This window comes from Enterococcus sp. AZ196 (genome assembly GCF_050498845.1).
Classification (GTDB): domain Bacteria; phylum Bacillota; class Bacilli; order Lactobacillales; family Enterococcaceae; genus Enterococcus_A; species Enterococcus_A murrayae.
Genome location: NZ_JBIPAM010000001.1, coordinates 1,371,024 through 1,393,903 on the forward strand (window position 1 = coordinate 1,371,024; position 22,880 = coordinate 1,393,903).

Below are 22,880 nucleotides of genomic sequence, written 5' to 3' on the forward strand. Positions count from 1 at the left end.
GTAAACTTTCCTTCGGGAGGTCCACATGAAAAATCGTTTAGAAAAAATTCGCAAGGAAAAAGGCATTAAACAGGAAGATTTAGCTGCTGCCCTAGAAGTATCCCGTCAGACGATCGGATCTTTGGAGAATGATCGGTATAATCCATCTATTTTATTAGCATTTAAAATTGCCAAGTATTTCAATATGACGATCGAAGAGATATTTATTTATGAGGAGGAAGAACAATGAAAAAAACAAAAGATTTGTTTATTATCCTGTTTGGCATAGTATTAATACTTGTAGGTTTTTACTTGATAAAAGTCATCGAGGATCCGCATAATAATTTGAGAACTCTGCCCTATCTTTGTATTGGTTTAGGATGCGGGTTATTGGGAAATGGTCTTGGAGAATATTTAAGTAAAAAATCGATTGAAAACAATCCTAAACTGGCTAAGCAGATTGAAATCGATACGAAGGATGAACGAAACGTTATGATTGGAAATATGGCAAAAGCCAAGGGTTTCGATATGATGCTGTATGTGTACGCAGCTCTGTTATTAACCTTTTCATTGATGGGTACTTCCTTTAATATCTTAATTCCGATGGTGATCGCTTATCTTTTCGTCGTTGGTTACTCTATCTATTATCGTTCGAAAATCGAAAAAACATTTTAATCATCTTTCAAATAATAAAGGAGCAGAACAACGAGGTTCTGCTTCTTTGTGCTATCACCTATATTTCTCATTTCATTTAAAAAAATCCGGATTGACTCTCGCTTGTTGAAAGTCAATCCGGATTTGTCTACAGTATAGGATGAGTCTAACGTCCATCCCAGTAAAAAATTTATTTTTCTTCGCTACCCATAAACTTAGCAGCAAACGCAGCGATAATGGCTCCCAATGTTGGAGCTAACAAGTAGACCCAATAATGAGAGAGTGCACTACCGCCAGCAAAAATTGCTGGTCCCAAGCTGCGGGCTGCATTTAATGAGCCGCCAGTCAAATTTAACGCTACTATTATCAAGAACGCTAATGTAACACCAATTGCAAGTGGAGCCATTTGTGCATTGCCGTATTTTTTGCTAGTAACCATTAAAATTACGAATACAAATAGAAATGTGATCAATGTTTCTACACCAAATGCTTGAGCCGCACTGATAGCAGGAAAATCATTTTGGCCAAAGCCGTCGCTAGGTAATTTTAACGCATGAATATAAACATATAAAATAGCTGAAGCTGCGATTGAACCTAATGCTTGGGCGATAATATAAAATATCCCATCTTTTACTTCTAAACGCTTATTGATCATCATTGCAATGGATACGCCTGGATTGAAGTTTCCTCCAGAAATACCTCCCACTGCATAAGCCATGATCGTGATCGCTAAACCAAATGCTAAACCAATTGTTAACGTATCACCTTTAGCAACAACCACTGTACCAGTTCCAAGAAAAACAAGCATAAAGGTACCTAGAAATTCTGCTAAATATTTTTTCATTTTCATTGCACATCCTTTACAAAATGATTGAGTTTTCAGTTTATTTAACTCTTCTTTTTTTGTAAAGTGATATGCAATTTCTCTTATTTTCCTCTCTTTTTTGCTAATTAACAAAAATATTTTTTTGAATAACGAGTGCTATCATCATCTTCAATTTGTCATTTTCATTAATTTTCATATTATGATGAAAACCACTGAAAAGAAAAACCCTCAAAATATTTGAGGGTTTTACCAACTATACCAATTCAACTTCTACATCGATGTTTCCGCGTGTTGCTTTTGAATATGGACAGAACTCATGTGCTTCTTCAACGATCTTTTGTGCTTCTTCTTTTTCGACTCCCGGCAGTGACGTTTCTAGAATCACTCCGATTTGATAGCCGCCATCATCAAGCTGATACAATGAGACACGTGCTTTAACTTCCGCATCAGATTCTAAATTATGCTCTTTTAGCATATGATGAACTGCACCGTTGAAACATGAAGCATAACCAGCTGCAAATAGTTGTTCTGGATTCGTTCCTTCCGCATGAATTGAAGGTGGCTCAATCTTCATTTTCATACTTCCGTTCGGTGCCTGTACATCACCAGTACGCCCACCGTGATTGATCATCGCTGTTTCATACATTTTCTTCAAAATAAATCAGTCCTTTTCTTCTTCTTGATTAATAGTCTACGCGTTATCAATTAAGTATACAAAGATATTGCTCACAAAAAAATCGGATTGCTTGATTCAAGCATTCTGATATGCAAGCCAACAAGTTTTTGTAACCGATTACAAAAGGCTGTTATTTTGCTATAATTTATTCCAAAGGAGGTATTGTCATTGAAAAAAATCTTTATGATCTGCTTAGCTGCATCTTTTTTACTAGCGGGATGTCATAGTGATTCATCAGATAATTCAACAGATACACCAATTAGTGATTCAACTATTGAAGAAAGTTCAACACCTTACGAAGATCCATCAAGTAGCACACAAACCTCTTCTTTATCATCATCCAACCATTCCTCTACCTCATCGACTGAACAGCAAACTGCTGATACAGTCTCAAGCAGTGAGTTTGGTGGTTATGCAACTTTCTATTTTAATGGAATGAATGTACCAGATTCGATAAATATCAACACAAACACTGACCAGATTACTTTTAATGTCGACACTTCAAACGAAGCCATTTACACTCTCTCAATGCAAAATATACCAGCTAAAACTATTCGAATTTTTTCAGCTCATACGAATGAAATCCGCACGGTTATAGTAAGCACGAAGCTTTCTATTGGTGACCAACTCTCTGGCACATTCAATTCAAATAATCAATCCGGAGATCTCTATTTATTCCATAACAAGCAAGGCGGCTTATCCTTAGCGACCCCCAATTATGCTGGAAATGTTTCTGAGAACGAAACAGATGTCATGCTAGAAGTACTACAATAGAATAAAAAAATAATCCCGAACAAGTGTCATTTGCTCGGGATTTTATCTATCTAAAAAATACAAAAAACAAGGATCTGAAATCAGACCCTTGTTTGAATAATCAAAAGTGATTATTTTAATGTTACAGATGCGCCAACTTCTTCTAAAGCAGCTTTAAGTGCTTCAGCGTCTTCTTTAGATACATCTTCTTTAACTGGTGCAGGAGCGCCGTCAACTACAGCTTTAGCTTCTTTCAAGCCTAAGCCAGTTGCTTCACGAACTGCTTTGATAACTTTAACTTTTTGGTCACCTACAGCTGTTAATTCAACTGTAAATTCAGTTTGTTCTTCAGCAGCAGGACCTGCAGCAGCGCCAGCAGCAGCTACAGGAGCAGCAGCAGTTACGCCAAATTCGTCTTCGATAGCTTTAACTAAGTCGTTTAATTCTAAGATTGTCGCGCCTTTAAGTTCTTCGACAATGTTTTCAATGTTCAATGCCATTTTAAATTTCCTCCGTTTAGGTAAGTTTTTTATTTTATATTATGCAGCAATTAAGCTACTTCTTCTTCTTTTTCTGCGACTGCTTTCACAGCGTAAGCCACGTTGCGGACTGGCGCTTGAAGAACAGATAATAGCATAGAAAGAAGTCCATCGCGGTTCGGTAGTTTTGCAAGAGCAGTAATTTCTTCGATAGAAGCTACTTTTCCTTCAATGATACCGCCTTTGATTTCTAGTTTGTCAGCTTTACTAGCGAACTCGTCGATAATTTTAGCTGGGGCAACAACGTCTTCGTTACTGAACGCTACAGCAGTAGGTCCTGTGAAGACTTCTTCTAATCCATTCAAACCAGCTTTTTCAGCTGCACGAACTAAGATAGAATTTTTGATAACTTTCATTTCAATGTTAGCGTCACGTAATTGTTTACGTAATTCAGTCACTTGATCTACAGTTAAACCACGGTAATCGACGATAACGGCTGAAGCTGCTGCGCTGAATTTTTCAGTGACTTCCTCAACGATAGCGGCTTTTTTAGCGATTGCTACTTCACTCATTATATATTTCACCTCCTGATTTTGATGGAAGAGAATCTTTTTGCAAAAAGCAAAAAAATACCCTATGCCACCGTAGACATAGAGGGACTATTGAATGTTCTCAATAAACGTCCTCGGTAGGAAATTAAGACTTGCGCCACCTACTGTCTTCGGTACAGTTAATATTTAACCTCGACTAACTTACCATAGATAAGCTAGCCGAGTCAAGTGCTTTTCTAAAAATTAATTAGATAGCAGATTGTTCAACATGGATACCAGGTCCAAATGTTGTTGTCATAGAAATATTTTTGATGTATTGACCTTTAGCTGTTGCAGGTTTTGCTTTAACTAAAGTTTCATTGATAGTGTTGAAGTTTTCAACCAATTTAGCATCGTCAAATGATACTTTACCGATTGGAACATGAACGTTACCAGCTTTGTCAACACGGTAAGTTACTTTACCAGCTTTTACTTCTTCAACAGCTTTTGTAACATCCATTGTCACAGTGCCAGTTTTAGGGTTAGGCATTAAACCTTTAGGTCCAAGCACACGTCCTAATTTACCAACTGTAGCCATCATATCAGGTGTCGCTACAACAACGTCAAAGTCGAACCATCCGCCTTGGATTTTTGCAACCATGTCGTCATCACCAACGAAGTCAGCGCCAGCAGCTTCTGCTTCTTTTGCTTTTTCGCCTTTAGCGAATACTAAAACAGTTTGAGTTTTACCAGTTCCGTTTGGAAGCACAACTGCTCCACGGATTTGTTGGTCTGCTTTTTTAGGGTCTACGTTCAATTTGTATGCAACTTCTACAGTTGCGTCAAATTTCGCGAAGTTAATTTCTTTTGCTAGTGCTACTGCTTCCGCAACTGGGTAAGCTTTAGTAGTATCAACTTTTTTTAATGCATCTTGCATTTTTTTGCTCTTTTTAGCCATTTTGTTTCCTCCTTGATGTGGTTATAACGGTAGAACCTCCCACGTGTTCCGTATCTTTAGATAGGGAGCCAACTGAGAAGCTACTTTCTTGGGTCATCGAAATTCAAAAAATTATTCGACAGTGATACCCATGCTTCGTGCAGTTCCTTCAACCATGCGCATTGCTGACTCAACGTTAGCTGCGTTTAGGTCTTGCATTTTCAACTCAGCGATTTCTTTTACTTGATCGCTAGTAACTTTTGCAACTTTGTTTTTGTTTGGTTCGCCAGAACCTTTGTCAATTTTAGCCGCTTTTTTCAATAATACTGCAGCTGGCGGTGTTTTTGTGATGAATGTAAATGAACGATCTTCATATACAGAGATCACAACTGGAATGATCAAACCTGCTTGATCAGCTGTACGAGCATTGAATTCTTTCGTGAATCCCATGATGTTGATACCCGCTTGACCTAGTGCAGGACCTACTGGGGGAGCTGGTGTTGCTTTCCCTGCAGGAATTTGCAGTTTAACTAATTTTTCTACTTTTTTTGCCACGAGACATACCTCCTTGGTCCGTGATGTGGTTAATTGGAGATCAAAATTTCTCCTCCCACTAAAACCGTGTGAACAAAACACACCTTGGTATCATAGCAGAATATTCACCTAAATGCAAGATGGTTTTCTTAATGTTGAAAAATTTTGCAGTCTAACTTAGGGAATTAACTCTTCCAACAATCAGCAAGAGCTAGCTACATTGGGAAAGTATTTTATCAAGTTTTAGCACGGCTGCTGGCACACGCAGCCAGTTTTCTTCAAGTATCTGTCTGGTGCTCAAAAGCAGGACTCGCTCACGATGCTTTTCTAACAATAATAAAACGCTTCACAATCTCTTTAACTACTATGAGAATAACAAAATAAATTATTAATCTTACTATTTTCAGAAAGCGTATATGTTACACTATGGTCGACTTGATGAGGATTTTCATCGGATAAATTGGGGAGGTTTAAAATAATGGAAGTTTTAAAATATCGAAGTGTTTTTGACATTATTGGTCCAGTAATGGTGGGGCCAAGCAGTTCACACACAGCCGGTGCTGCACGAATCGGTAAAGTTTGCCGTATGATCTTCGGGGAACGCCCCGACTCAGTTGAGTTTGATCTGTACGAATCATTTGCCAAGACATATCGTGGACATGGAACAGATATTGCTTTAGTTGGCGGTATTCTAGGGATGGAACCTGATGACCCACGTTTATCCGACTCTTTGAAGATCGCTCACGAACAAGGCATGGAAGTACTCTTTGTGCCGAAAAAAGAAATTGCAGATCATCCAAATACTGTGACCCTGCGTATGATTAAGGGTGATCTAGAAATGTCGATCACCGGTGTCTCAATTGGCGGCGGAAATATTCAGATCACCGAAATGAATGGGTATAGTATCTCACTTGGTATGGGAAATCCAACATACATCATTATTAACAAAGACGTTCCTGGTCTGCTCTCTCGTGTGTCTACTATTTTTATGAAGCATGGCCTAAATATTGGTAAAGTAACTATGACTCGTAAAACTAGAGGTGAAAACGGGATTGTACTTTTAGAGATCGATGATACACCAGATGATCCAGAAGGTTTGAGACAAGAAATCAAAGGCGAAGACGATGTCTTGAGTGTGACTTATTTCAAATAGCTGTTGCTTAAATGAAGATACTCACACTGCTACGTATTATTAATGAGGAGGAATTGTCATGTTTTACTCAATCCAAGAGCTTGTAGAACAAGCAAAGGATTATCCTACTGTCGGTGAATTGATGATCACGACTGAAATGGAATTAACTGATCGTACTCGTGAAGAAATCATTGCGTTGATGGAACGCAATTTGGAAGTAATGGAAAGCTCAATTGAAGAAGGGATTCAAGGAGTCACCTCTGTTACAGGAATCACTGGCGGAGATGCTAAGCGCATGAACGATTATATCGAAAGTGGCAAATTTATGAGTGGCGATACGATTTTAAAGGCGGTACGTAATGGGATCGCTGTAAATGAAGTCAATGCCAAAATGGGATTGGTTTGTGCTACACCTACTGCTGGTAGTGCCGGCGTATTACCCGGCGTCTTGATGGCTGCCCGTGAAAAATTGGATTTAACGCATGAGGAACAGATTGATTTCTTATTTACTGCAGGCGCTTTTGGCTTAGTAATGGCAAATAATGCCTCAATATCTGGCGCTGAAGGCGGCTGTCAGGCTGAAGTTGGTTCTGCTAGCGCAATGTCAGCGGCTGCCTTGGTTTCGGCAAACGGTGGTACTCCTGAAATGGCCGCAAATGCCTTGGCCATTACTTTAAAAAATGTCATGGGACTGATTTGTGATCCTGTTGCTGGTTTAGTTGAAGTGCCTTGTGTGAAGCGTAACGCGATGGGAGCTTCACAAGCGTTTATCTCAGCAGATATGGCTTTGGCCGGAATTCGCAGTGTCATCCCGCCAGATGAAGTCGTGGAAGCAATGTACAAAGTAGGCCGCGCAATGCCGCAAATTTTCAAAGAAACGGCAGAAGGCGGTGTAGCTACCACTCCAACTGGTTTGCGTTTGCAAAAGCAGGTCTTCGGCGAACCAAAAAAAGCTACCGTTTAATCGAACAAAAAGCAGCTGATCAAAAGTCAGCTGCTTTTATTATTTCGTCAGACCTTCATGGATCTTATCGAAATTCCACTTCATCATTTTGTAATAGCTGTCCCCATTACTTCCCGCTTTTGCTAGTGAGTCGGTAAACAAATCACTATAAATCGGCAGACCTGCTTCCTTAGATAAGCGCTCCATACTGCGTTTATCGACGCTTGTCTCAACAAACAGAGAAGGAACTTGTGATGCTCGAACCTTTTTAATTATCTGTTTCATTTGCTCTGGTGTCCCTTGACTTTCCGTATTGATTTCCCAGATATACGCAGCTGGTATGTCATATGCCTTAGAAAAGTAGTTGAAGGCTCCTTCGCTTGTTACTAATAGTTTTTTCTCAATTGGAATATCGGCGAATTCTTTTTTTGCTGAAGCATCCAATTTTTTTAGTTTATTGATATATGTTTCTGCATGCTTCTGATAATTTTCTTTGTTACTTGGATCTTTTTTACTTAAAATGGACTGAATCTGATGTACATATAAAACACCGTTAGAAATATCCAGCCATGCATGCGGATCTGCTTGTTTGCTGTTACTGATCAAATGAATCGGTTCGACCTCTTTACTCACGGCAAAATAATCTTCATTCTCCTTCTTCTTTGCCGTTTCCATCAGCTTGTTAAACCAGCCGTTACCAGTCTCTAAATTCAAGCCATTGTAAAAAACGATTTCCGCTTCACTGGCTTTTTTTATATCCTCAGGTAATGGCTCATATTCATGGGGGTCTGTCCCGACCGGCACAATACTATGAATACTCACCTGATCTTTTCCTACTTCCTTGACCATATCTGCAATGATTGAATTGGTCGCAACCACTTCTACTTTCTTTGAAGTCTTGGTGTCAGATGACTCTTTGCTTTTTGCCCCACAACCTGTGAGCATGATTAATCCTATGATCCCTGCAATAATCAGCTTTTTACGCTTCATGCCTTCACTTCCTTTTCGATTATAATTACTCGTTAGCTGTCATATTTATACATCTCGTCTACTTCACACTTGAAGCAGCAGACTGAGCATCCTTTCGCATCTGTTGAATCAGCCCTTTAGTAGGTGAAAAAAGAAAGGCTGCAATGAAAATTACTGCTGCCGTCATCACAATCGTCGCTCCTGAAGGAAGATTGTAACTATAGCTAAAATACAGACCGATAATCGCACTTAACACACCAAATAATGTGGACAATCCCACCATGACTGACAGCTTATTAGTTAATTGATAGGCTGCAGCCGCAGGGGTAATCAACATAGCAATCACAAGAATTGTCCCTACGGTTTGCAAGGAGGTCACTGCTACTAGCGTCAATAGAAACATCAAGCCATAATTAATTAGACCAATATTCCAGCCGTACGACTGAGCCATCGTTGGCGCAAATGATGTCAATTTCAATTGTTTATAAAAAAGTAAAACAACGAATACGACAATAACCATTACGATCGCCGTTAAATACATGTCTGAATCGCGAACCGCCAAAACATTTCCAAAAAGGATATGATAAAGATCCGTTGCACTGCGAGCAAATGAAATTAATATAATCCCTAGTGCGAAAAAGGAACTAAACACGATCCCAATCGCTGTATCATTTTTTAAGCGACTGTGTTTGCTGATAAAACCAATCAAAGCCGCGGAAAATAGCCCAAAAAAAGTTGCTCCGATAATATAGCTGCTGCCTAACATGTAAGAGATCGCTACCCCCGGTAGTACCGCATGAGAGATGGCATCTCCCATCAACGACATCCCGCGTAAAATGATAAAGGAACCTATTACACCAGCTGATACTCCTACCATGACAGAAGTGATTAAGGCATTTTGTAAAAACTGATAGTCGATTAACCCTTGAAGAAAATCATGTAGCAAAGCCAGCACCTCCTACTCCCAACATCTGAGTAATTTCGCTGCCATAAGTTTTTTCCATATTTTTCGTTGTATATGTTTGAGCAACTGGACCTGAAGCAATTAGGTCTTTATTTAATAAAATCACTTCATCGAAATAATCCGTGACTTTATGAAGATCATGATGGACGATCACGATTGACTTCCCTTCATCTCGTAATTTCTTCAATAACTCAATAATGATTTTTTCGCTTGCGGCGTCGATACCAGCAAAGGGCTCATCCAGTAAAATCCACTCTGCTCGCTGCGCCAATGCCCGTGCAATAAACACACGCTGCAGCTGCCCTCCAGACAATTCGCTTATTTGCCGATTAGCAAATTCTGACAGTCCCACTTCCTCTAAGCACTCGGACGCAAGTTTTTTCTCTTTTTTCCCTGGTCGTTGAAACAGCTTAAGATGCGAATATGTTCCAAACAACACAACGCCAAATACATCTATTGGAAAACTCAAATCGATGTCTTGTCGTTGTTCAACATAAGCAATTTTTTGCCTTTGCCTATTAAGCGGCTGTTCGCCATAAAAAATTTTTCCTGATTGTGTTTTTATCAGCTGCAGTATTCCTTTCATTAACGTGGACTTACCAGCACCATTAGGACCAACGATTCCAGTCAATTTCCCTGCAGTTAGTTCCAAATTGACCCGTTGCAAAGCGATTTTCCCACGATAAGCCACCGATAAATTTTCTACACGAATTGTTTGCATAGATACCCCTCTTTTTTATTTTAGGTTAGCCTAATTTATTAGTTAATAATAAACTAAAAAGAAACTGTGTGCAAGAAAAACGCAAAAAAACTGCACCAAGAAAAAAATCTTCTTAGTGCAGTATCAATTATCTAATTATTTAGCGTCATGTAGTCTTGTATTCTTCACTTCATCAATGGTCCTTGTGCCGGCAAGCTGCATTGTGATTGAGAGCTCTTTATTTAAATGATTAAAAACAGAAGTAACTCCTTCAGCGCCCCCAAGGTTTAACCCGTAAATTACCGGCCGTCCAATTGCGACCAAGTCAGCTCCACTAGCTAAAGCTTTAAAAACATGTTCACCACGACGTACACCGCTGTCAAAAACAATCGGCACACGTTTATTCACAACACCGGCAATTAATGGCAGCACATCAAATGATGCTGGGCCGCCGTCTAACTGACGACCACCATGGTTTGATATCCAGATACCATCGGCACCTGCTGCAATCGCAACTTCAGCATCCTCAGGTGATTGGATTCCCTTAACAAAAACAGGTAAACTCGTTAAATCTTTGATTTTCTTAATATCTTCAGGAACTAAGCCTTGCTTGGCTGCCGCATAAATTTCCGCAATTCCTTTTCCTTCACCATCGCCGCTATCGCTTTCTGCACTATAAGCGGCTAAGTTTGGCATTGGCAGCGGAAATTGAAATTTATTGACGATGTCTTCCTCTCGATAACCGCCAAGTGTTGAATCCGCAGTCAAAATGATGGCTTTCGCTCCGGCTTTAACTGCTTTTTCTAAGATAAATGCATTAAATCCGTCGTCTTTACTCATATACAATTGGAAAAACTGCGGTGCATTTGGTGCAGCTGCTGCGGCATCTTCGATCGTTGTATTGGCATACGTACTGATTGAAAAAATCGATCCGGCAGCAGCAACACCCTTAGCTGTATCGGCTTCACCCTTTTCATGAGCTAAGCCTTGAGCAGCGGATGGGGCTTGGATAATCGGTGTGGCTAAATCAATATCCCAAAGCTTTGTGTGGAGATCAGCATGATCGATTCCTCTTAATACACGCGGCATAATCGTTTTATTATGAAATGAAGAAGTATTTTCTTTCATTGTCCATTCGTCTTCAGAACCGCCGCGAATGTAGCCGAACGCTCCTTTTTCCATGCGCTCTTTTACGCGTCCTTCTAATGAAGCAATATTTACAATTTCAATTGGATGCTCTTCGTTACTTGCCTGATAAGTCATGATAAATCCTTCTTTCTTTTGAATACATGAGTTATCTTAATACTCTTACAAAAAGTAAGCAAGTAAATTGTCTTCTAATCTTCCTGCAAAGACGAAATCGCTGTTTAAATCCTATGTCGTCTTACTTCCACAAAAAGTTTGCAATTGCCTGATCAACACCTGTGTTTTCGTGCAGTTGGCTATGTTGAGCATTTGAACCAGTAAAAATTTGGTAGCTGATTGGATTACCATGATCTTTTAATAAGGAATAAGTAGCTAATGCACTGTTAAGTGGCACTGTACCGTCCGAATCAGTCTTTTCATCTAATTTCCCTGCAACTAAAAAGATGGGAAGGTCATTCGGTACATTGGAAATACCATTCTCGTAATCTACGTAACGACTAGCTTTTGTTTCTGGACCGCTTTTTAATACGTCCTCAATAGATTCAGATGATTCGGTAAAATCATTGAACGGTGCACCGATAGAAATGAACTTATTGATTTTCGATGCATCGCTTGGTTGGCCGTATGTCGTCAAATATCGTAATGAACTGACTCCACCCATCGAGTGTCCGACTAAATTCACTTGCGCCACACCCTGCTGCTTCAAATATTTTAAAACAGTATAGATCCATTCAGTTTGATTCCATTCATTGTCTTTATTTGCCGCAAATAAAACTTGCACACTAGGGTTGCTTTTTTCTTTGCTAAGTTGACCATCGACAGTTAATGTGCCATCTGCTTGAACGGTAATCAGCATTTCTTTTTTGGTTTTCCCCTCATTGGAAAAGCGCTGGATCATTCCACCAAAAGAATTGACCGTCCCGCCATATCCATGTATGAACACGGTCGGTACCACGCTTTTGGTCAAAGCATTTTTTTCCTTGGACGTCGCCGCTGCAGGGGATTTTTCCGGTTTCTCTGTTTGCTTTGACTCACCTGATCCGCATCCAATCAGTGCAAAAATTGCCGTCATGAAAAATAAGCTTAAAATTATTTTTTTCATATGTTGTACTCTCCGCTTCTTAACTTCTTTTCAAATGAGTCAAGCTCACTTTTAATTTTATATCCTCTACTATAGTCACAGATGATCGGTAACTCAACAAAAGCGTATGAACTTTTTTTAAAGCTGTTTACCAACCCTGCACTGTTTCTTTCACTTCGAGGAAGAATGCAAAAGAAAAACCGAGACAGCTCGTCTCGGCATGTTTAGCAAATTAAATTTTATCGATTTGATCAAAATCTAATTCGGTACTTGTTTCACGACCGAACATATCGATGTTCGCCTTGATCTTATCGCGCTCTTCATCGATTTCAGTGATCACACCTTCAAGACCGGCAAAAGCCCCTTCGATGATTTTCACTGTTTCTCCAACTTCTACTTCTAGCTCGTGTTGACGAGTGCTCATACCTAATGAACGCAAGATATGGTTGATTTCCTCAGGCATCAATGGCGCTGGCTTGCTTCCGGCACCATGTGAACCGACGAAACCAGTTACACCTGGTGTATTACGAACAACATACCAAGAATCATCTGTCATGACCATTTCTACTAACACATACCCAGGAAACGTCTTATGGACGATTTCTTTTTCTTTACCGCCTTTAACTTCCGTTTCTGTTTCTTCCGGGACAACTACACGGAAAATGTAGTCTTCCATCCGCATACTTTGTGCACGTGATTCTATGTTTGCTTTTACTTTGTTTTCATAGCCGGAATAAGTATGCAATACATACCATTGTTTTTCAAAAGATTCCATTTTTGCCATCGGCTCCTCGTTCTAAAATAAAAAAACCTCAGCAGTACCAAGGTTTTTTCTCTCAAATAGTATAACATGCTTTTTTTGAATTGGCTACTAGCGAATGACCAAATTGATCAATGCTTGAATCGCTGTATCCATGATGAAAAACATCAAAGCAAAAATGATTGCTGTTTCGATTACGACTAGCGAATCATGGCGCAATTGTTTTTTTGAAGGCCATGAAACAAGCTTCATTTCCTCTCTGACACTGCGTAAAAAGTTCAATTGATTATCCCCCTAGTTTGTTAATTATTTTGTTTCTTTATGTATCGTATACTGATTACAATGTTTGCAAAACTTATTGATCTCTAAACGCTCGCCGCGTTTGCCTTCGCTCACTGATTTTGTGTAGTTTCTTGAACCACAAACCGTGCAGGCCAGAGCCGCTTTTTTTGATGCCATAGCGATCTACTCCTAATTCCTATTAATATTAATGTATTCATTTTTCTCGCGAAAAACTTCATATTGTTTACTCTTCGCTAAAAGCGAACGAACAACCTCAAAAAGTCACAGACTAACATTATCATCTATCCGTTTAACTGTCAACATTTGTCAGAGGCTGTAATTCTTTCTTTAGTACTTAGGCAATCAATTTGAATTGTTTCTAAAATGAATTTCTTTATCCTAGAGAATATGATAATATGTCTAATTTCTAAAATAGCGGCTTTATATCAAGGTTTGTAGCACCTTTATTATTTCTATATTTGCAGGCTAACACGAAAAAAGATTGCTCTTTTTGTTTAAAAAAAACAAAAGAGCAATCAGTTTATCGGCTGTTTTTGAGACATTTAACAAGTATTCTACACTAATTTGATTCAATTTTTCTCTTTTATCCTCCATACTTTTTCCGCATAAGAGGATAAATTATTCCGAAAAGAAAAGTATCAAAAACGACAGCTTCAATATGAAATGGGTCATTGCTTATAACAGATTTGAAAGGAAATCCTCCACTTATGATTGGAATATAATTTCTATTGATTGATTCAAAATAATCAGCCGAATTAAATCCTAATATTAACTGGACAAAATGAATAATTATCAGAATGATCATTGCATAAGCCAATGACTTGAAAATAATTAGCTCTTCTCGTTCATCTGTTTCTCCTCTTTTTACTTTAATTAATGTAAAGATTACAGAAATAAATGATGCCATCCCCTTTATTCCTATTCCTATAATAGTTATTGTAATACCTATACCCAATATCATTTTCATTTGATCTCATCTCCAATTTAAAAATTTCTTCAACAGATAACTTGAATAATCTAGCCATTTTTAAAGTTAATTCGAGACTAGGGTTATATTTATCATTCTCAATGGCTATTATTGTTTGTCTTGAAACACCAAGAATCTTTACCATATCTGCTTGTGTGATATTTTGATTCCTTCTAATTTCTTTTATCCTGTTGATTACTTTCATAATCCTCTCTACGTAAAGATATCTTTACACTAAGTCTAAAACTCCTTTTTTGAAATGTCAATATATCTTTACAAAAAAGCCCCCTTTGATAGCCAATTTTTCTGCACAAAATAAAATTATCTAGTAGTTCGGAATGAAGCACCAGTAAATTTTTGATCAATGACTTCTCCTTACTTCCTCAAATCCTGACCGAACTTCTTTATAAGTCAGCCCATACCTGTTTTTTTCTTCCGGCACATTACTCTCATTGCTTTTAGCACCTTTTGTGTTGTGCTTACTGTCATAAACATCCCATCTTTCTCCTTAAAAATTGTTATCAGAATAGTACTTTCAACTAAGATTATTATCAATTTTTATAACATGTTTTTTTTATAATTGAACGAAAAAACGCAGAAAAATATCTGCAGTTGCTATTTTTCAATAACAAACTATGTGTTTCTGCTCGTTGACAAAACATACAAAACGCGATAACAGCTAACTTAGCAAAGTGTCCTCGATTAATGTAGATAACATTCTCAGAATATGATAATATGATGAAAGAATGAATAGCTTTATTGGAGGGTTATTGGATGTTATTAAAAAGTCTCGTTTATCCCAAAGAGAATTTGACGACGATCAATGAATCGACGACATTGCAAGAGGCGTTGGATATTTTAGAAGGCACAGGTTTTCGTTGTGTTCCGATTCTTGATGAAAGCGACCAAATTTTCCGAGGCAATATCTACAAAATGCATATTTACCGGCACAAAGCGAATGGCGGAGACATGGATTTACCAGTCACTCATTTGCTGAAAAATGCAACAAAATTCATTTCATTAGATACTTCTTTTTTTAAGATCTTTTTTACGATTAAAGAATTACCATACATTACTGTTTTAGATGAGGATCACCATTTTTATGGTATCTTGACTCACAGTACTTTATTGAATATGTTATCTCAATCTTGGAATATCCAAACTGGCAGCTACGTGATAACGGTTGTTTCAACTGGAAAACGCGGTGATTTAGCTGCAATGTCGAAGATCATTTCTAAATTCACCACTATCGCCAGCTGCATCACCTTAGATGTCGGTCACGATCTCAAAGGGCGTCGCACACTATTTACCCTGCCGGCCGGTGTTGATGAAAACAAGCTGAATCAAATCATTGACTATCTTGAACGGAAACATTTTGAGATTCAAGAAGTCGAATCGCTCTCAATGCAAGACTAATCGCTCTAGCAAAAATGGCGGTCCTAAATAATTAGGGCCGCCATTTTTTATATTTGTTTTGCAAAATGCAAACGTTGATTTAGGTAATACATGATCGGTGCTGAAACGGTCATAATAATCGCCTCACTCAATGCTGTCCAGCCATAAGTTGGCCAAAAAGGCAATTGTGCTGTTAAATTCAGCATCAGTGCAATCAGAAACATACTTGCACTAAAGAACACCACGTTCAAAGCTAGGCGAACCTTTGTATTTTTTACGACATTTTGCAAGATCGCTGTCAAAGATAAAGCCAGCAGCGTCTGCCCTCCGCCAAAAACGACATCGAGCCAACCCATTCCGAAAATCGCATTATAGACAACGACTCCGCCAAAGATCCCCCACAAATATTTTCGATTAAATACAACTAAGTGATTCAAGCTTTCCGAAATACGAAATTGGATCGCTCCTGATGCTACAGGTGTAACTAAAATCGTTAGAGCCAAATAAAGCGCCATGATGATTCCATTGGTCACTACGACATTGACTCGTTTTCCTTCTACCATATTCATAATTGTCCTTCTTTCTCCGAGTTTTTTTAAAGCGGGATGGTTGATGAACCGCTGTGAACCTTTTACAGCATACGTTTTTTCAGAATGTAAGTCAACTCAAGTTTTTCAGCAAACACCTCAACATTGAACCACCAGAACTTCTAGTGATATAATTCTTTTGTATAAAGTATCTTTATCAAAAGAAAAGGTGTTTGAGCATGATAGGAATCGACAACGAATTAGAGCAATTATTTCTAAAAGCCCAGCAGGATGGTCAAGCTGTCATCAAGGATCGGTGGGCTCGCGGAAACTACGGGTGCTGTAGTACACGTGCGCCGCTAGTGGAAAAATACAGAATCGAAATAAACGATCGTGAATGCCTCTTTTATATTTGGGGTTCCCTAGCTGTTTCAATGGATCGGTCCTCTCGATCCGCTAATATAAACAAGGACTATCGGGCCTCAAATTATGACCAAAAAACGATTGATTGGTTTATCCAGAAAGCAATTAATCTCTAATCTATTAATAAAATCATCTCCCTCCCTGCATAGAAGAGGGATTTTTTATTCGTGCAATCAAACAATTTTCTACAGTTCCCATTGTCACTCTGTTATAATCAGTCTTTGAAAGGATCGAGGACATGAATTTTCATTATCATATTTTAATCAATCCCGCTGCCGGCAGCGGCAACGCGGCGAAAACAGCAGAAACAATCATTCAATTACTGGATGACGGTGACTATACATACACACCTTATTACACTGAGCAGCCTGGCGACGAAAGAGAAATCGTGGAACGCCTGGTAGATTTGCTTAGCCCTTGGTCAGAAACCTGCGAAAAGGACCATGTCGATAATTCATTTCACCTGCTAGTAGTGATTGGCGGTGACGGAACGCTGCATGAAGTGGTCAATCAGCTTTATGTTTTGGATCGTCAGTTTCCCGTTAGTTATATTCCTGCCGGATCAGGAAATGATTTCGCTCGGGGGATCGGTCTGTCCCGAGACCCGGAAAAGGCCTTTGAGCAGATTACCTCTGCTTTAAGACCACAGCCGATCAATGTTTTTCACTACGATGAAAAAATCCGTGAAGAGCGCGGAGTCATTTTGAACAATGTTGGGATCGGTTTGGATGCCTTGATCGTTGCAACGACAAATGCATCTTCTTCGAAAAAAGTATTGAATAAGTATCATTTGGGTTCAGCTTCTTACGCGATATACCTGGTAAAGGCCATCTTTACTCAAAAAACTTTTCCAATTCTTGTTGAGTTAAATGGGCAATCATTGAGCTTTGAACGAACTTTTTTATGTACTACCACAAATATTCCTTATTTTGGCGGAGGGATAGCGATCGCACCAATGGCTGATCCAAAAAAAGAGACGATCGATCTTGTTGTTGTAGAAAAGCCGAATCTGGCAGCGATTTTACGTTTTCTGATTCAGCTTCTTCGAAAGAAACATACTGAAAACAAGCACTACAAGCATTTTACCAGCAGTAAAATCCGGATTGTTTCGGTTGTTCCGCAGCATGGTCAAGCTGATGGCGAAAACATGGGCGAACGATCATTTGATATGAGCTTCTCCACTGCGACGCAATATATCTGGTATGCAGACAAAAGGACTGAAAAATAAATCCGCGGATTTATTTTTCAGTCCTTTTAAGCTATTACATAAACATCGCTGGCGTGATATCTTCCATTCCGATCATCGGATCGATCGATTGCGCCGCAATTAATTTTGGTGTCAAAATAGTTGGTTCATTAGCTGCTGATTTTTGTTTTTCTTCAACCGCTTTAAAGGGTTCTGCTTTAGGCCGCTGCGGCACAACATCATCCGTTCCCTTCATAATACGCTCAATCAATGTTGTTTTCCGCACTGCTGATTCACGATCTACACAGGCCTGGAACGCTTCTTCTTCGCCTAATAGAATCAGCAGGTCTTTGCTTCGTGTCACCGCTGTATACAAGAGATTTCGCTGAAGCATCCGGGAATACTGCTTGACCATCGGCAAAAGAACCATTTTGAATTCGCTCCCCTGCGCCTTGTGGATCGAACAGCAATAGGAAAGTTTTATCTTATTCCATTCTGAGCGTTTATAGCTGATCTCATTGCTGTCAAACTGGATTACCAATTCATCCACTTTATCTTCCGACTCTTTCGCTGGAATGATCCCAACAATAATCCCCATGTCCCCGTTAAAAACATTTAGTTCTGGATTATTGACTAATTGCAGAACCTTATCTCCAATTCGATAAACGACATCGTTCCACTGAACTTCCTTTTTCCGTCCATCATTGGGATTAAAAATTTCCTGCATCATTTTATTGATCGCATCGATTCCTGCCGGACCGCGATACATCGGCGCTAAAACCTGAACATCTTGAGCGGTATACCCTTTTTTCTTCGCCCGCTCAACAATCTGCTTCACGACCTCCTCCATTTGAAAAGCGTGACAAGCAATGAAGGACCGATCCTCTTGATTTTTTCTAAAATCTTGCGGTAGTTTTCCATCTTTGATTTCGTGCGCCAACGGAATGATAGATGAGCCGTCGCCTTGCCGATAAATATCTGTCAGCTCCATCTTTGGTATCTCTTCAATCTGCAGCAGATCATGGAAAACTTGACCCGGACCAACAGATGGCAGTTGATCCTTGTCTCCTACAAAAATCACCTGCATGTTATCAGGAATAGCCTTCAGCAAAGTATTCGCCAACCAAGTATCTACCATCGACATTTCATCAACGATCAGTAACCCGCCATCTAACTCCTTCGCCTCAATATCAGGCGTGTCATCATTGGCATTGAGACCTAATAATCGGTGGATCGTACTAGCTGGCAATCCTGTTGTTTCATTCATGCGTTTAGCCGCTCGACCAGTTGGCGCTGCCAGCAAGATAGGAAAGATGGCATTCGTATAATCTTTCGGATCTAATGACAGATCGTTCAGCTCTGCAAATAGTTTAACGATTCCGTTGATCACCGTTGTTTTCCCTGTTCCGGGTCCGCCAGTCAAAATGAACAGCGGGGAACGAATGGCTTCTTTGATTGCTTGGTCTTGGGAATCACCATAGGTAATCTTCAATTGCTTCTCAATGATTCGCAGCTTCTTATCAATTGCTTCCTGCGGGTAGTTGATTTCCTTTTTTCGAGCCAATAATCGCTCAATCGAAGAAGCAATCCCCCATTCACTATAAAACAATGTGTTTTCATAGATTTTTGTTGCTTCTTGCTGAATTTTTTCTTCCTCGACTAATTGGATAATCATATTAGCGATTTGATCAGGAGCAATTTCAACTGGCCTGGTTGTTTCTAAAAGCTGCAAGACTTCGGTCAACAGCTGTTGCGCCTCCACATAGGTATCGCCGCTTTGATTTGCATCTTCATTGACCTGATGAAAAATTGCTGCCCGAATTCGTTGTGGACTATCTGCTGCAATCCCTAATTGTTCTGCTAAACTATCCGCCTTTTTAAAGCCGATTCCCTCAATATCTTCCACCAGCTGATAGGGATTTTCTGCGATGACCTCCAATGCTTCATTTCGGTATGTCTGGAAAATCGCAAAGGATAAATGGCTGCCAAAGCCATAACGGCTTAAGCCGACAATGATTTGCTCCATCCCATGATTTTGCCGGATCGTCTCCACAATCACCTTCTGCTTTTTCACATTTAGATTGGGTACCTTCGCCAGCACCGCGGGATTTTCCATAATTTGATCAATCGCTTCTTCCCCCAGCACTTCAATTATCTTCTCCGCGGTTATCTTGCCTATTCCAGGAAATTTTTCACTGGACAAGTAATTGATCAACCCATTCGCTGATGTTGGATGGGCTTGTTCATAGCTTTCTACTAAGAATTGCTTGCCATAACGAGGATGATCGACAAAATGTCCGAAGAAGCGATAGTCTTCATCTTCTTGCATATCGCCAAAGCTTCCCGTGACAACAATTTCCTTTTCAAGATAATCACTGTTTGTCTCGCTGACCTTGATCAGCAGAACCTTATAAAAATTACTAGGGTTTTGAAAAAAGATCACCTTTAATGTTCCTACGATGTATAACTGTTCTTCTGACATTTCGCTCCTCCCTCCTCTACTAAAGTAATGAATCCGGCTTCGAGCCTGTTCCTTCTAAAAAGCTGACATCATTCCATTGAATCATTCGATACGGCGGTTTGCTGTTTTCCGCTTCTAAAATCGTTAAGCTGTTGTTGAATAATCCGCCCATCTCCCTTAGCTCACTCAAGGGCTTCCCGGTTAATGCTTGAATAGCTGCAGTCAATGCTGCTCCGTGACCGACAAAAAGAAGCGGACCTTCCTTGGCATCAGCCACCGCTTTTTCAACTAGATCATTGATTCGTTTCAGCATGTCTTCGATTTTTTCTCCCTCAAACGGCGTTGGATCATATAATTCTAAATGATGACGCAAGTTGACCATATCTTTAGGATAGCGCTCTTCAATTACAGGGATCAATTGTCCCTCTAGTGTTCCTAACCCAAGTTCCCGCAAGTCTTCTGAACGAACGATTTCAGTTGGATGTGCTAATTGCTTGTTGATTCTCTCCGCCGTTAAATATGCCCGTTTTAACGTGCTGGTGTAAATTGTTTCAAATGGCACATCCTTTATTTCTTTTCCTAAGGCGCTGATCGCCTCTAAGCTTTCGGGCAGTAATGGCGAATCTCCCATCATACCTTGGAAACGTTTTTCTTGATTCCAGCGAGTTTTTCCGTGACGAGTAAAATAAAGTTTCATAAAAAATCCCTCTCCAAGTACGTAGTGTCTAGTCTAACTTATCGTGTTCGTAGTGATGCGTCAATTCCAACTTAGGAAAATTTTGTTGACGCAGCGCTTCGTAAACAACTAAAGCCACTGTATTGGATAGATTTAATGAGCGAACATGTTCATCATTCATCGGGATGCGTAAACATTTATCCTCATTTTCCCGCATAAATTCTTCCGGCAACCCTGTTGTTTCTTTGCCAAACATAAAGAAATGATTCCCATCATCAGTATAATCCACTTCTGAATAGGTCGCATTGGCAAACTTAGTGATCAGATGCAGCGGTTGATCTCCTAAATAGTCTAAAAACGCAGCTAAATTCTCATGATAGGTAATGTTTACATCATTCCAGTAATCAAGGCCTGCTCGCTTCAAATGCTTATCATCGGTAGAAAAACCTAATGGTTCAATCAAATGCAGCGGAGAGTTCGTAGCCGCACAAGTTCGTGCAATGTTTCCCGTATTTGCCGGGATTTGCGGTTCAAATAATACGATATGGTTTGTCATGATAGTTTCCCTCGTTCTTATTTCAGTATTTATTTTACACAGCCTATTCACTTTTCTAACCTGCTGCAGCGCAGGATGAAAACAGGCAGTTATTTCGTTATGAGAATTGGTTTTTTCTAAAATTGAAAAAATGCTTGTTTCTAGCCTCACATATGATTTTCACGAATGGCCTTATAGTCCGCACGGCAGAACTCGCAAAAAAAAACGTACCAACTCGGTGTCTAGCACGGCGAGTCGCTACGTTAGTGAAGCACTTTTCACTAACTTTTATCAGAACAGGAACCTGATAAAAACCAATGAAAAACAACTTGTTAGTACTATAACATCACGAAGTCACAAATGCAACCTTCTCTTTTCAGGAATTTGAATGAAAACGATTACTCTAATGCCCTTTTAATATTTCGATATCAATCGTTATTTTCTTCAAAGGATTCTCGGCCAATTTGGCTTTTATATCTGCTGGAACCTTCCATTCCAGCGGAGACATCTCTAAAAGATCTAATCGATTTTCTTCCGGTATTTCAAAATCATACGTCACTCGTTCACGATAGTCGAGGGAAAGCTCCTCTGTGAAACGTTGAATGACTGCTTCGTTTGAATAAGTATCGCCATCTGGATGATAGATTGCACGCAATTCCTGTAAATAACCCGCTTGAGGAACTACTTTTACTACACAACCGTCTGGCTTCATCACACGTTTGAACTCACGATACTGTGACGGCGAGAAAATGTTTAGGATCGTATCAAAAGACTCGTTGGCAAACGGCAGGTTGGTCAAATCCGCGACACACCAAAATGCTTCAATTGGTTGATTACTAGCCAGATAGATGCCCTCTTTAGCAATATCAAACCCGATTGAGACAGGATTTTCGTTTATTTGATTAAGTTGCTGCAAAAAGCTGCCCTCACCACAACCAACATCCAATACATTGCCGTTTTGCATCAAACTGGCTATTTTCTCAATCACAGGCTGATACATCCCTGAGCGGATCATTCGACCTCGTGGTACAAACATTTCTTTATCATAATCCGTTTTGATTTGATGATCTAAAAAGTAAAGCGTCCCCTTCTTCGCTAAGTCAAAACGGTGCCCATTCTCACAAATCAAGCTTTTTTCTTGTTGTGTCATTTCACGGTGGCATTTCGGACAGCGAAAGAGTTGTTGCTGCTCAACCAAAAATAGCGCACTCCGATCAATTTTTTTTAGCATCTTTTCACCCCTTTTTCGCTATCTTATCATAGCATAGTTCTTCTATTCCTACTATTGCCAAGATATGCTAAACTATACGTCGAGATCACTATTTATTTCATTTAAAACTTACT

28 protein-coding genes, 1 pseudogene and 1 other annotated feature are annotated in these 22,880 nt (G+C 39.5%); of the genes and pseudogenes, 8 read left to right on the forward strand and 21 right to left on the reverse strand.

The features are described 5' to 3' along the window. Positions 1–25: 25 nt before the first annotated feature. Positions 26–229 carry a helix-turn-helix transcriptional regulator gene (locus IGI67_RS06660; RefSeq protein ID WP_207110177.1) on the forward strand — a complete coding sequence of 68 codons (204 nt, stop codon included), beginning with the start codon at positions 26–28 and terminating at the stop codon, positions 227–229. Continuing rightward, positions 226–654 carry a hypothetical protein gene (locus IGI67_RS06665; protein ID WP_429957189.1) on the forward strand — a complete coding sequence of 143 codons (429 nt, stop codon included), beginning with the start codon at positions 226–228 and terminating at the stop codon, positions 652–654. Before IGI67_RS06660 ends, IGI67_RS06665 begins: the two co-directional genes overlap by 4 nt. A 169-nt stretch (positions 655–823) precedes the next feature. On the opposite strand, the gene IGI67_RS06670 is transcribed toward IGI67_RS06665, so the two are convergent. Together IGI67_RS06670 and IGI67_RS06675 are read right to left on the reverse strand one after the other, a co-directional pair. Continuing rightward, the gene (locus tag IGI67_RS06670; RefSeq protein ID WP_429957190.1) at positions 824–1,477 is read right to left on the reverse strand and encodes an MIP/aquaporin family protein; all 654 of its coding nucleotides are present in this window, start codon (positions 1,475–1,477) and stop codon (positions 824–826) included. Between the two features lie 235 nt (positions 1,478–1,712). After that, positions 1,713–2,114, reverse strand: coding sequence for an organic hydroperoxide resistance protein (locus IGI67_RS06675; protein WP_123863975.1), 402 nt, complete (start codon positions 2,112–2,114; stop codon positions 1,713–1,715). A 189-nt stretch (positions 2,115–2,303) separates the two neighbouring features. On the opposite strand from IGI67_RS06675, the gene IGI67_RS06680 reads away from it, so the two are divergent. After that, the gene (locus IGI67_RS06680; protein ID WP_429957191.1) at positions 2,304–2,909 is read left to right on the forward strand and encodes a hypothetical protein; all 606 of its coding nucleotides are present in this window, start codon (positions 2,304–2,306) and stop codon (positions 2,907–2,909) included. A gap of 110 nt (positions 2,910–3,019) precedes the next feature. Here IGI67_RS06680 and rplL read toward each other — a convergent pair whose 3' ends face one another. The 4 genes from rplL to rplK form a co-directional block, all read right to left on the reverse strand. Beyond that, positions 3,020–3,388, reverse strand: a complete 369-nt coding sequence (gene rplL / locus IGI67_RS06685; RefSeq protein ID WP_010781344.1) for a 50S ribosomal protein L7/L12 — start codon at positions 3,386–3,388, stop codon at positions 3,020–3,022. Between the two features lie 50 nt (positions 3,389–3,438). Beyond that, positions 3,439–3,939, reverse strand: a complete 501-nt coding sequence (rplJ, locus tag IGI67_RS06690) for a 50S ribosomal protein L10 (protein ID WP_207110173.1) — start codon at positions 3,937–3,939, stop codon at positions 3,439–3,441. A gap of 44 nt (positions 3,940–3,983) precedes the next feature. After that, positions 3,984–4,110 (reverse strand) — a sequence feature (ribosomal protein L10 leader region). Positions 4,111–4,165: 55 nt separating this feature from the next. After that, positions 4,166–4,855: a 50S ribosomal protein L1 gene (gene rplA, locus IGI67_RS06695; RefSeq protein ID WP_207110172.1), complete on the reverse strand. Its 690-nt coding sequence runs from the start codon at positions 4,853–4,855 to the stop codon at positions 4,166–4,168. Positions 4,856–4,966: 111 nt separating this feature from the next. Then, on the reverse strand, positions 4,967–5,389 hold the full coding sequence (gene rplK / locus IGI67_RS06700) for a 50S ribosomal protein L11 (protein ID WP_207110171.1): 423 nt from the start codon (positions 5,387–5,389) through the stop codon (positions 4,967–4,969). A gap of 457 nt (positions 5,390–5,846) precedes the next feature. Here rplK and sdaAB point away from each other — a divergent pair, with 457 nt between their 5' ends. After that, on the forward strand, positions 5,847–6,521 hold the full coding sequence (gene sdaAB / locus IGI67_RS06705; protein ID WP_207110170.1) for an L-serine ammonia-lyase, iron-sulfur-dependent subunit beta: 675 nt from the start codon (positions 5,847–5,849) through the stop codon (positions 6,519–6,521). Positions 6,522–6,579: 58 nt separating this feature from the next. After that, on the forward strand, positions 6,580–7,464 hold the full coding sequence (gene sdaAA, locus IGI67_RS06710) for an L-serine ammonia-lyase, iron-sulfur-dependent, subunit alpha (protein WP_207110169.1): 885 nt from the start codon (positions 6,580–6,582) through the stop codon (positions 7,462–7,464). A gap of 39 nt (positions 7,465–7,503) precedes the next feature. On the opposite strand, the gene IGI67_RS06715 is transcribed toward sdaAA, so the two are convergent. The 10 genes and pseudogenes from IGI67_RS06715 to IGI67_RS06760 form a co-directional block, all read right to left on the reverse strand. Continuing rightward, positions 7,504–8,433 (reverse strand): metal ABC transporter substrate-binding protein, encoded by a 930-nt coding sequence (locus IGI67_RS06715; protein ID WP_429957192.1) that lies wholly within the window; start codon positions 8,431–8,433, stop codon positions 7,504–7,506. A 58-nt stretch (positions 8,434–8,491) separates the two neighbouring features. Beyond that, positions 8,492–9,358 (reverse strand): metal ABC transporter permease, encoded by an 867-nt coding sequence (locus IGI67_RS06720; protein ID WP_429957193.1) that lies wholly within the window; start codon positions 9,356–9,358, stop codon positions 8,492–8,494. Then, entirely contained in the window at positions 9,348–10,097 is a 750-nt protein-coding gene (locus IGI67_RS06725) for a metal ABC transporter ATP-binding protein (protein ID WP_429957194.1), read from the reverse strand. Before IGI67_RS06725 ends, IGI67_RS06720 begins: the two co-directional genes overlap by 11 nt. 135 nt (positions 10,098–10,232) lie before the next feature. After that, positions 10,233–11,339, reverse strand: coding sequence for a lactate oxidase (locus IGI67_RS06730; protein ID WP_429957195.1), 1,107 nt, complete (start codon positions 11,337–11,339; stop codon positions 10,233–10,235). Positions 11,340–11,460: 121 nt separating this feature from the next. Next, positions 11,461–12,324, reverse strand: coding sequence for an alpha/beta fold hydrolase (locus IGI67_RS06735; RefSeq protein WP_429957196.1), 864 nt, complete (start codon positions 12,322–12,324; stop codon positions 11,461–11,463). 211 nt (positions 12,325–12,535) lie between these two features. After that, the gene (nusG, locus tag IGI67_RS06740) at positions 12,536–13,078 is read right to left on the reverse strand and encodes a transcription termination/antitermination protein NusG (RefSeq protein WP_429958618.1); all 543 of its coding nucleotides are present in this window, start codon (positions 13,076–13,078) and stop codon (positions 12,536–12,538) included. A 96-nt stretch (positions 13,079–13,174) separates the two neighbouring features. Continuing rightward, positions 13,175–13,345: a preprotein translocase subunit SecE gene (secE, locus tag IGI67_RS06745; protein WP_207110163.1), complete on the reverse strand. Its 171-nt coding sequence runs from the start codon at positions 13,343–13,345 to the stop codon at positions 13,175–13,177. A 24-nt stretch (positions 13,346–13,369) separates the two neighbouring features. Beyond that, the gene (gene rpmG / locus IGI67_RS06750; RefSeq protein WP_207110162.1) at positions 13,370–13,522 is read right to left on the reverse strand and encodes a 50S ribosomal protein L33; all 153 of its coding nucleotides are present in this window, start codon (positions 13,520–13,522) and stop codon (positions 13,370–13,372) included. Positions 13,523–13,949: 427 nt separating this feature from the next. Next, positions 13,950–14,333, reverse strand: coding sequence for a hypothetical protein (locus tag IGI67_RS06755; protein ID WP_429958667.1), 384 nt, complete (start codon positions 14,331–14,333; stop codon positions 13,950–13,952). Positions 14,334–14,346: 13 nt separating this feature from the next. After that, positions 14,347–14,538: pseudogene (locus IGI67_RS06760) on the reverse strand (helix-turn-helix transcriptional regulator); the annotation flags it as partial. 569 nt (positions 14,539–15,107) lie between these two features. Here IGI67_RS06760 and cbpA point away from each other — a divergent pair. Next, positions 15,108–15,749, forward strand: a complete 642-nt coding sequence (cbpA, locus tag IGI67_RS06765) for a cyclic di-AMP binding protein CbpA (RefSeq protein ID WP_207110161.1) — start codon at positions 15,108–15,110, stop codon at positions 15,747–15,749. Between the two features lie 47 nt (positions 15,750–15,796). Here the strand turns inward: cbpA and IGI67_RS06770 are convergent, their stop codons facing one another. Beyond that, on the reverse strand, positions 15,797–16,297 hold the full coding sequence (locus IGI67_RS06770) for a QueT transporter family protein (protein ID WP_429957197.1): 501 nt from the start codon (positions 16,295–16,297) through the stop codon (positions 15,797–15,799). A 197-nt stretch (positions 16,298–16,494) separates the two neighbouring features. Between IGI67_RS06770 and IGI67_RS06775 the strand changes: the two genes are divergently transcribed. Together IGI67_RS06775 and IGI67_RS06780 are read left to right on the forward strand one after the other, a co-directional pair. Then, positions 16,495–16,794, forward strand: coding sequence for a hypothetical protein (locus IGI67_RS06775; RefSeq protein WP_429957198.1), 300 nt, complete (start codon positions 16,495–16,497; stop codon positions 16,792–16,794). 122 nt (positions 16,795–16,916) lie between these two features. Next, positions 16,917–17,906 (forward strand): diacylglycerol/lipid kinase family protein, encoded by a 990-nt coding sequence (locus IGI67_RS06780; protein WP_207110158.1) that lies wholly within the window; start codon positions 16,917–16,919, stop codon positions 17,904–17,906. Between the two features lie 34 nt (positions 17,907–17,940). On the opposite strand, the gene recD2 is transcribed toward IGI67_RS06780, so the two are convergent. From recD2 to IGI67_RS06800, 4 genes are all read right to left on the reverse strand, one after another. Beyond that, positions 17,941–20,346: an SF1B family DNA helicase RecD2 gene (gene recD2, locus IGI67_RS06785; RefSeq protein WP_429957199.1), complete on the reverse strand. Its 2,406-nt coding sequence runs from the start codon at positions 20,344–20,346 to the stop codon at positions 17,941–17,943. 19 nt (positions 20,347–20,365) lie between these two features. Further along, complete coding sequence (locus tag IGI67_RS06790) at positions 20,366–21,022, reverse strand: histidine phosphatase family protein (RefSeq protein WP_429957200.1); 657 nt, start codon at positions 21,020–21,022, stop codon at positions 20,366–20,368. A gap of 28 nt (positions 21,023–21,050) precedes the next feature. Next, positions 21,051–21,557 carry a tRNA (uridine(34)/cytosine(34)/5-carboxymethylaminomethyluridine(34)-2'-O)-methyltransferase TrmL gene (gene trmL / locus IGI67_RS06795; protein WP_429957201.1) on the reverse strand — a complete coding sequence of 169 codons (507 nt, stop codon included), beginning with the start codon at positions 21,555–21,557 and terminating at the stop codon, positions 21,051–21,053. Positions 21,558–21,939: 382 nt separating this feature from the next. Further along, positions 21,940–22,767, reverse strand: coding sequence for a putative RNA methyltransferase (locus IGI67_RS06800; RefSeq protein WP_429957202.1), 828 nt, complete (start codon positions 22,765–22,767; stop codon positions 21,940–21,942). Between the last annotated feature and the right edge of the window lie 113 nt (positions 22,768–22,880).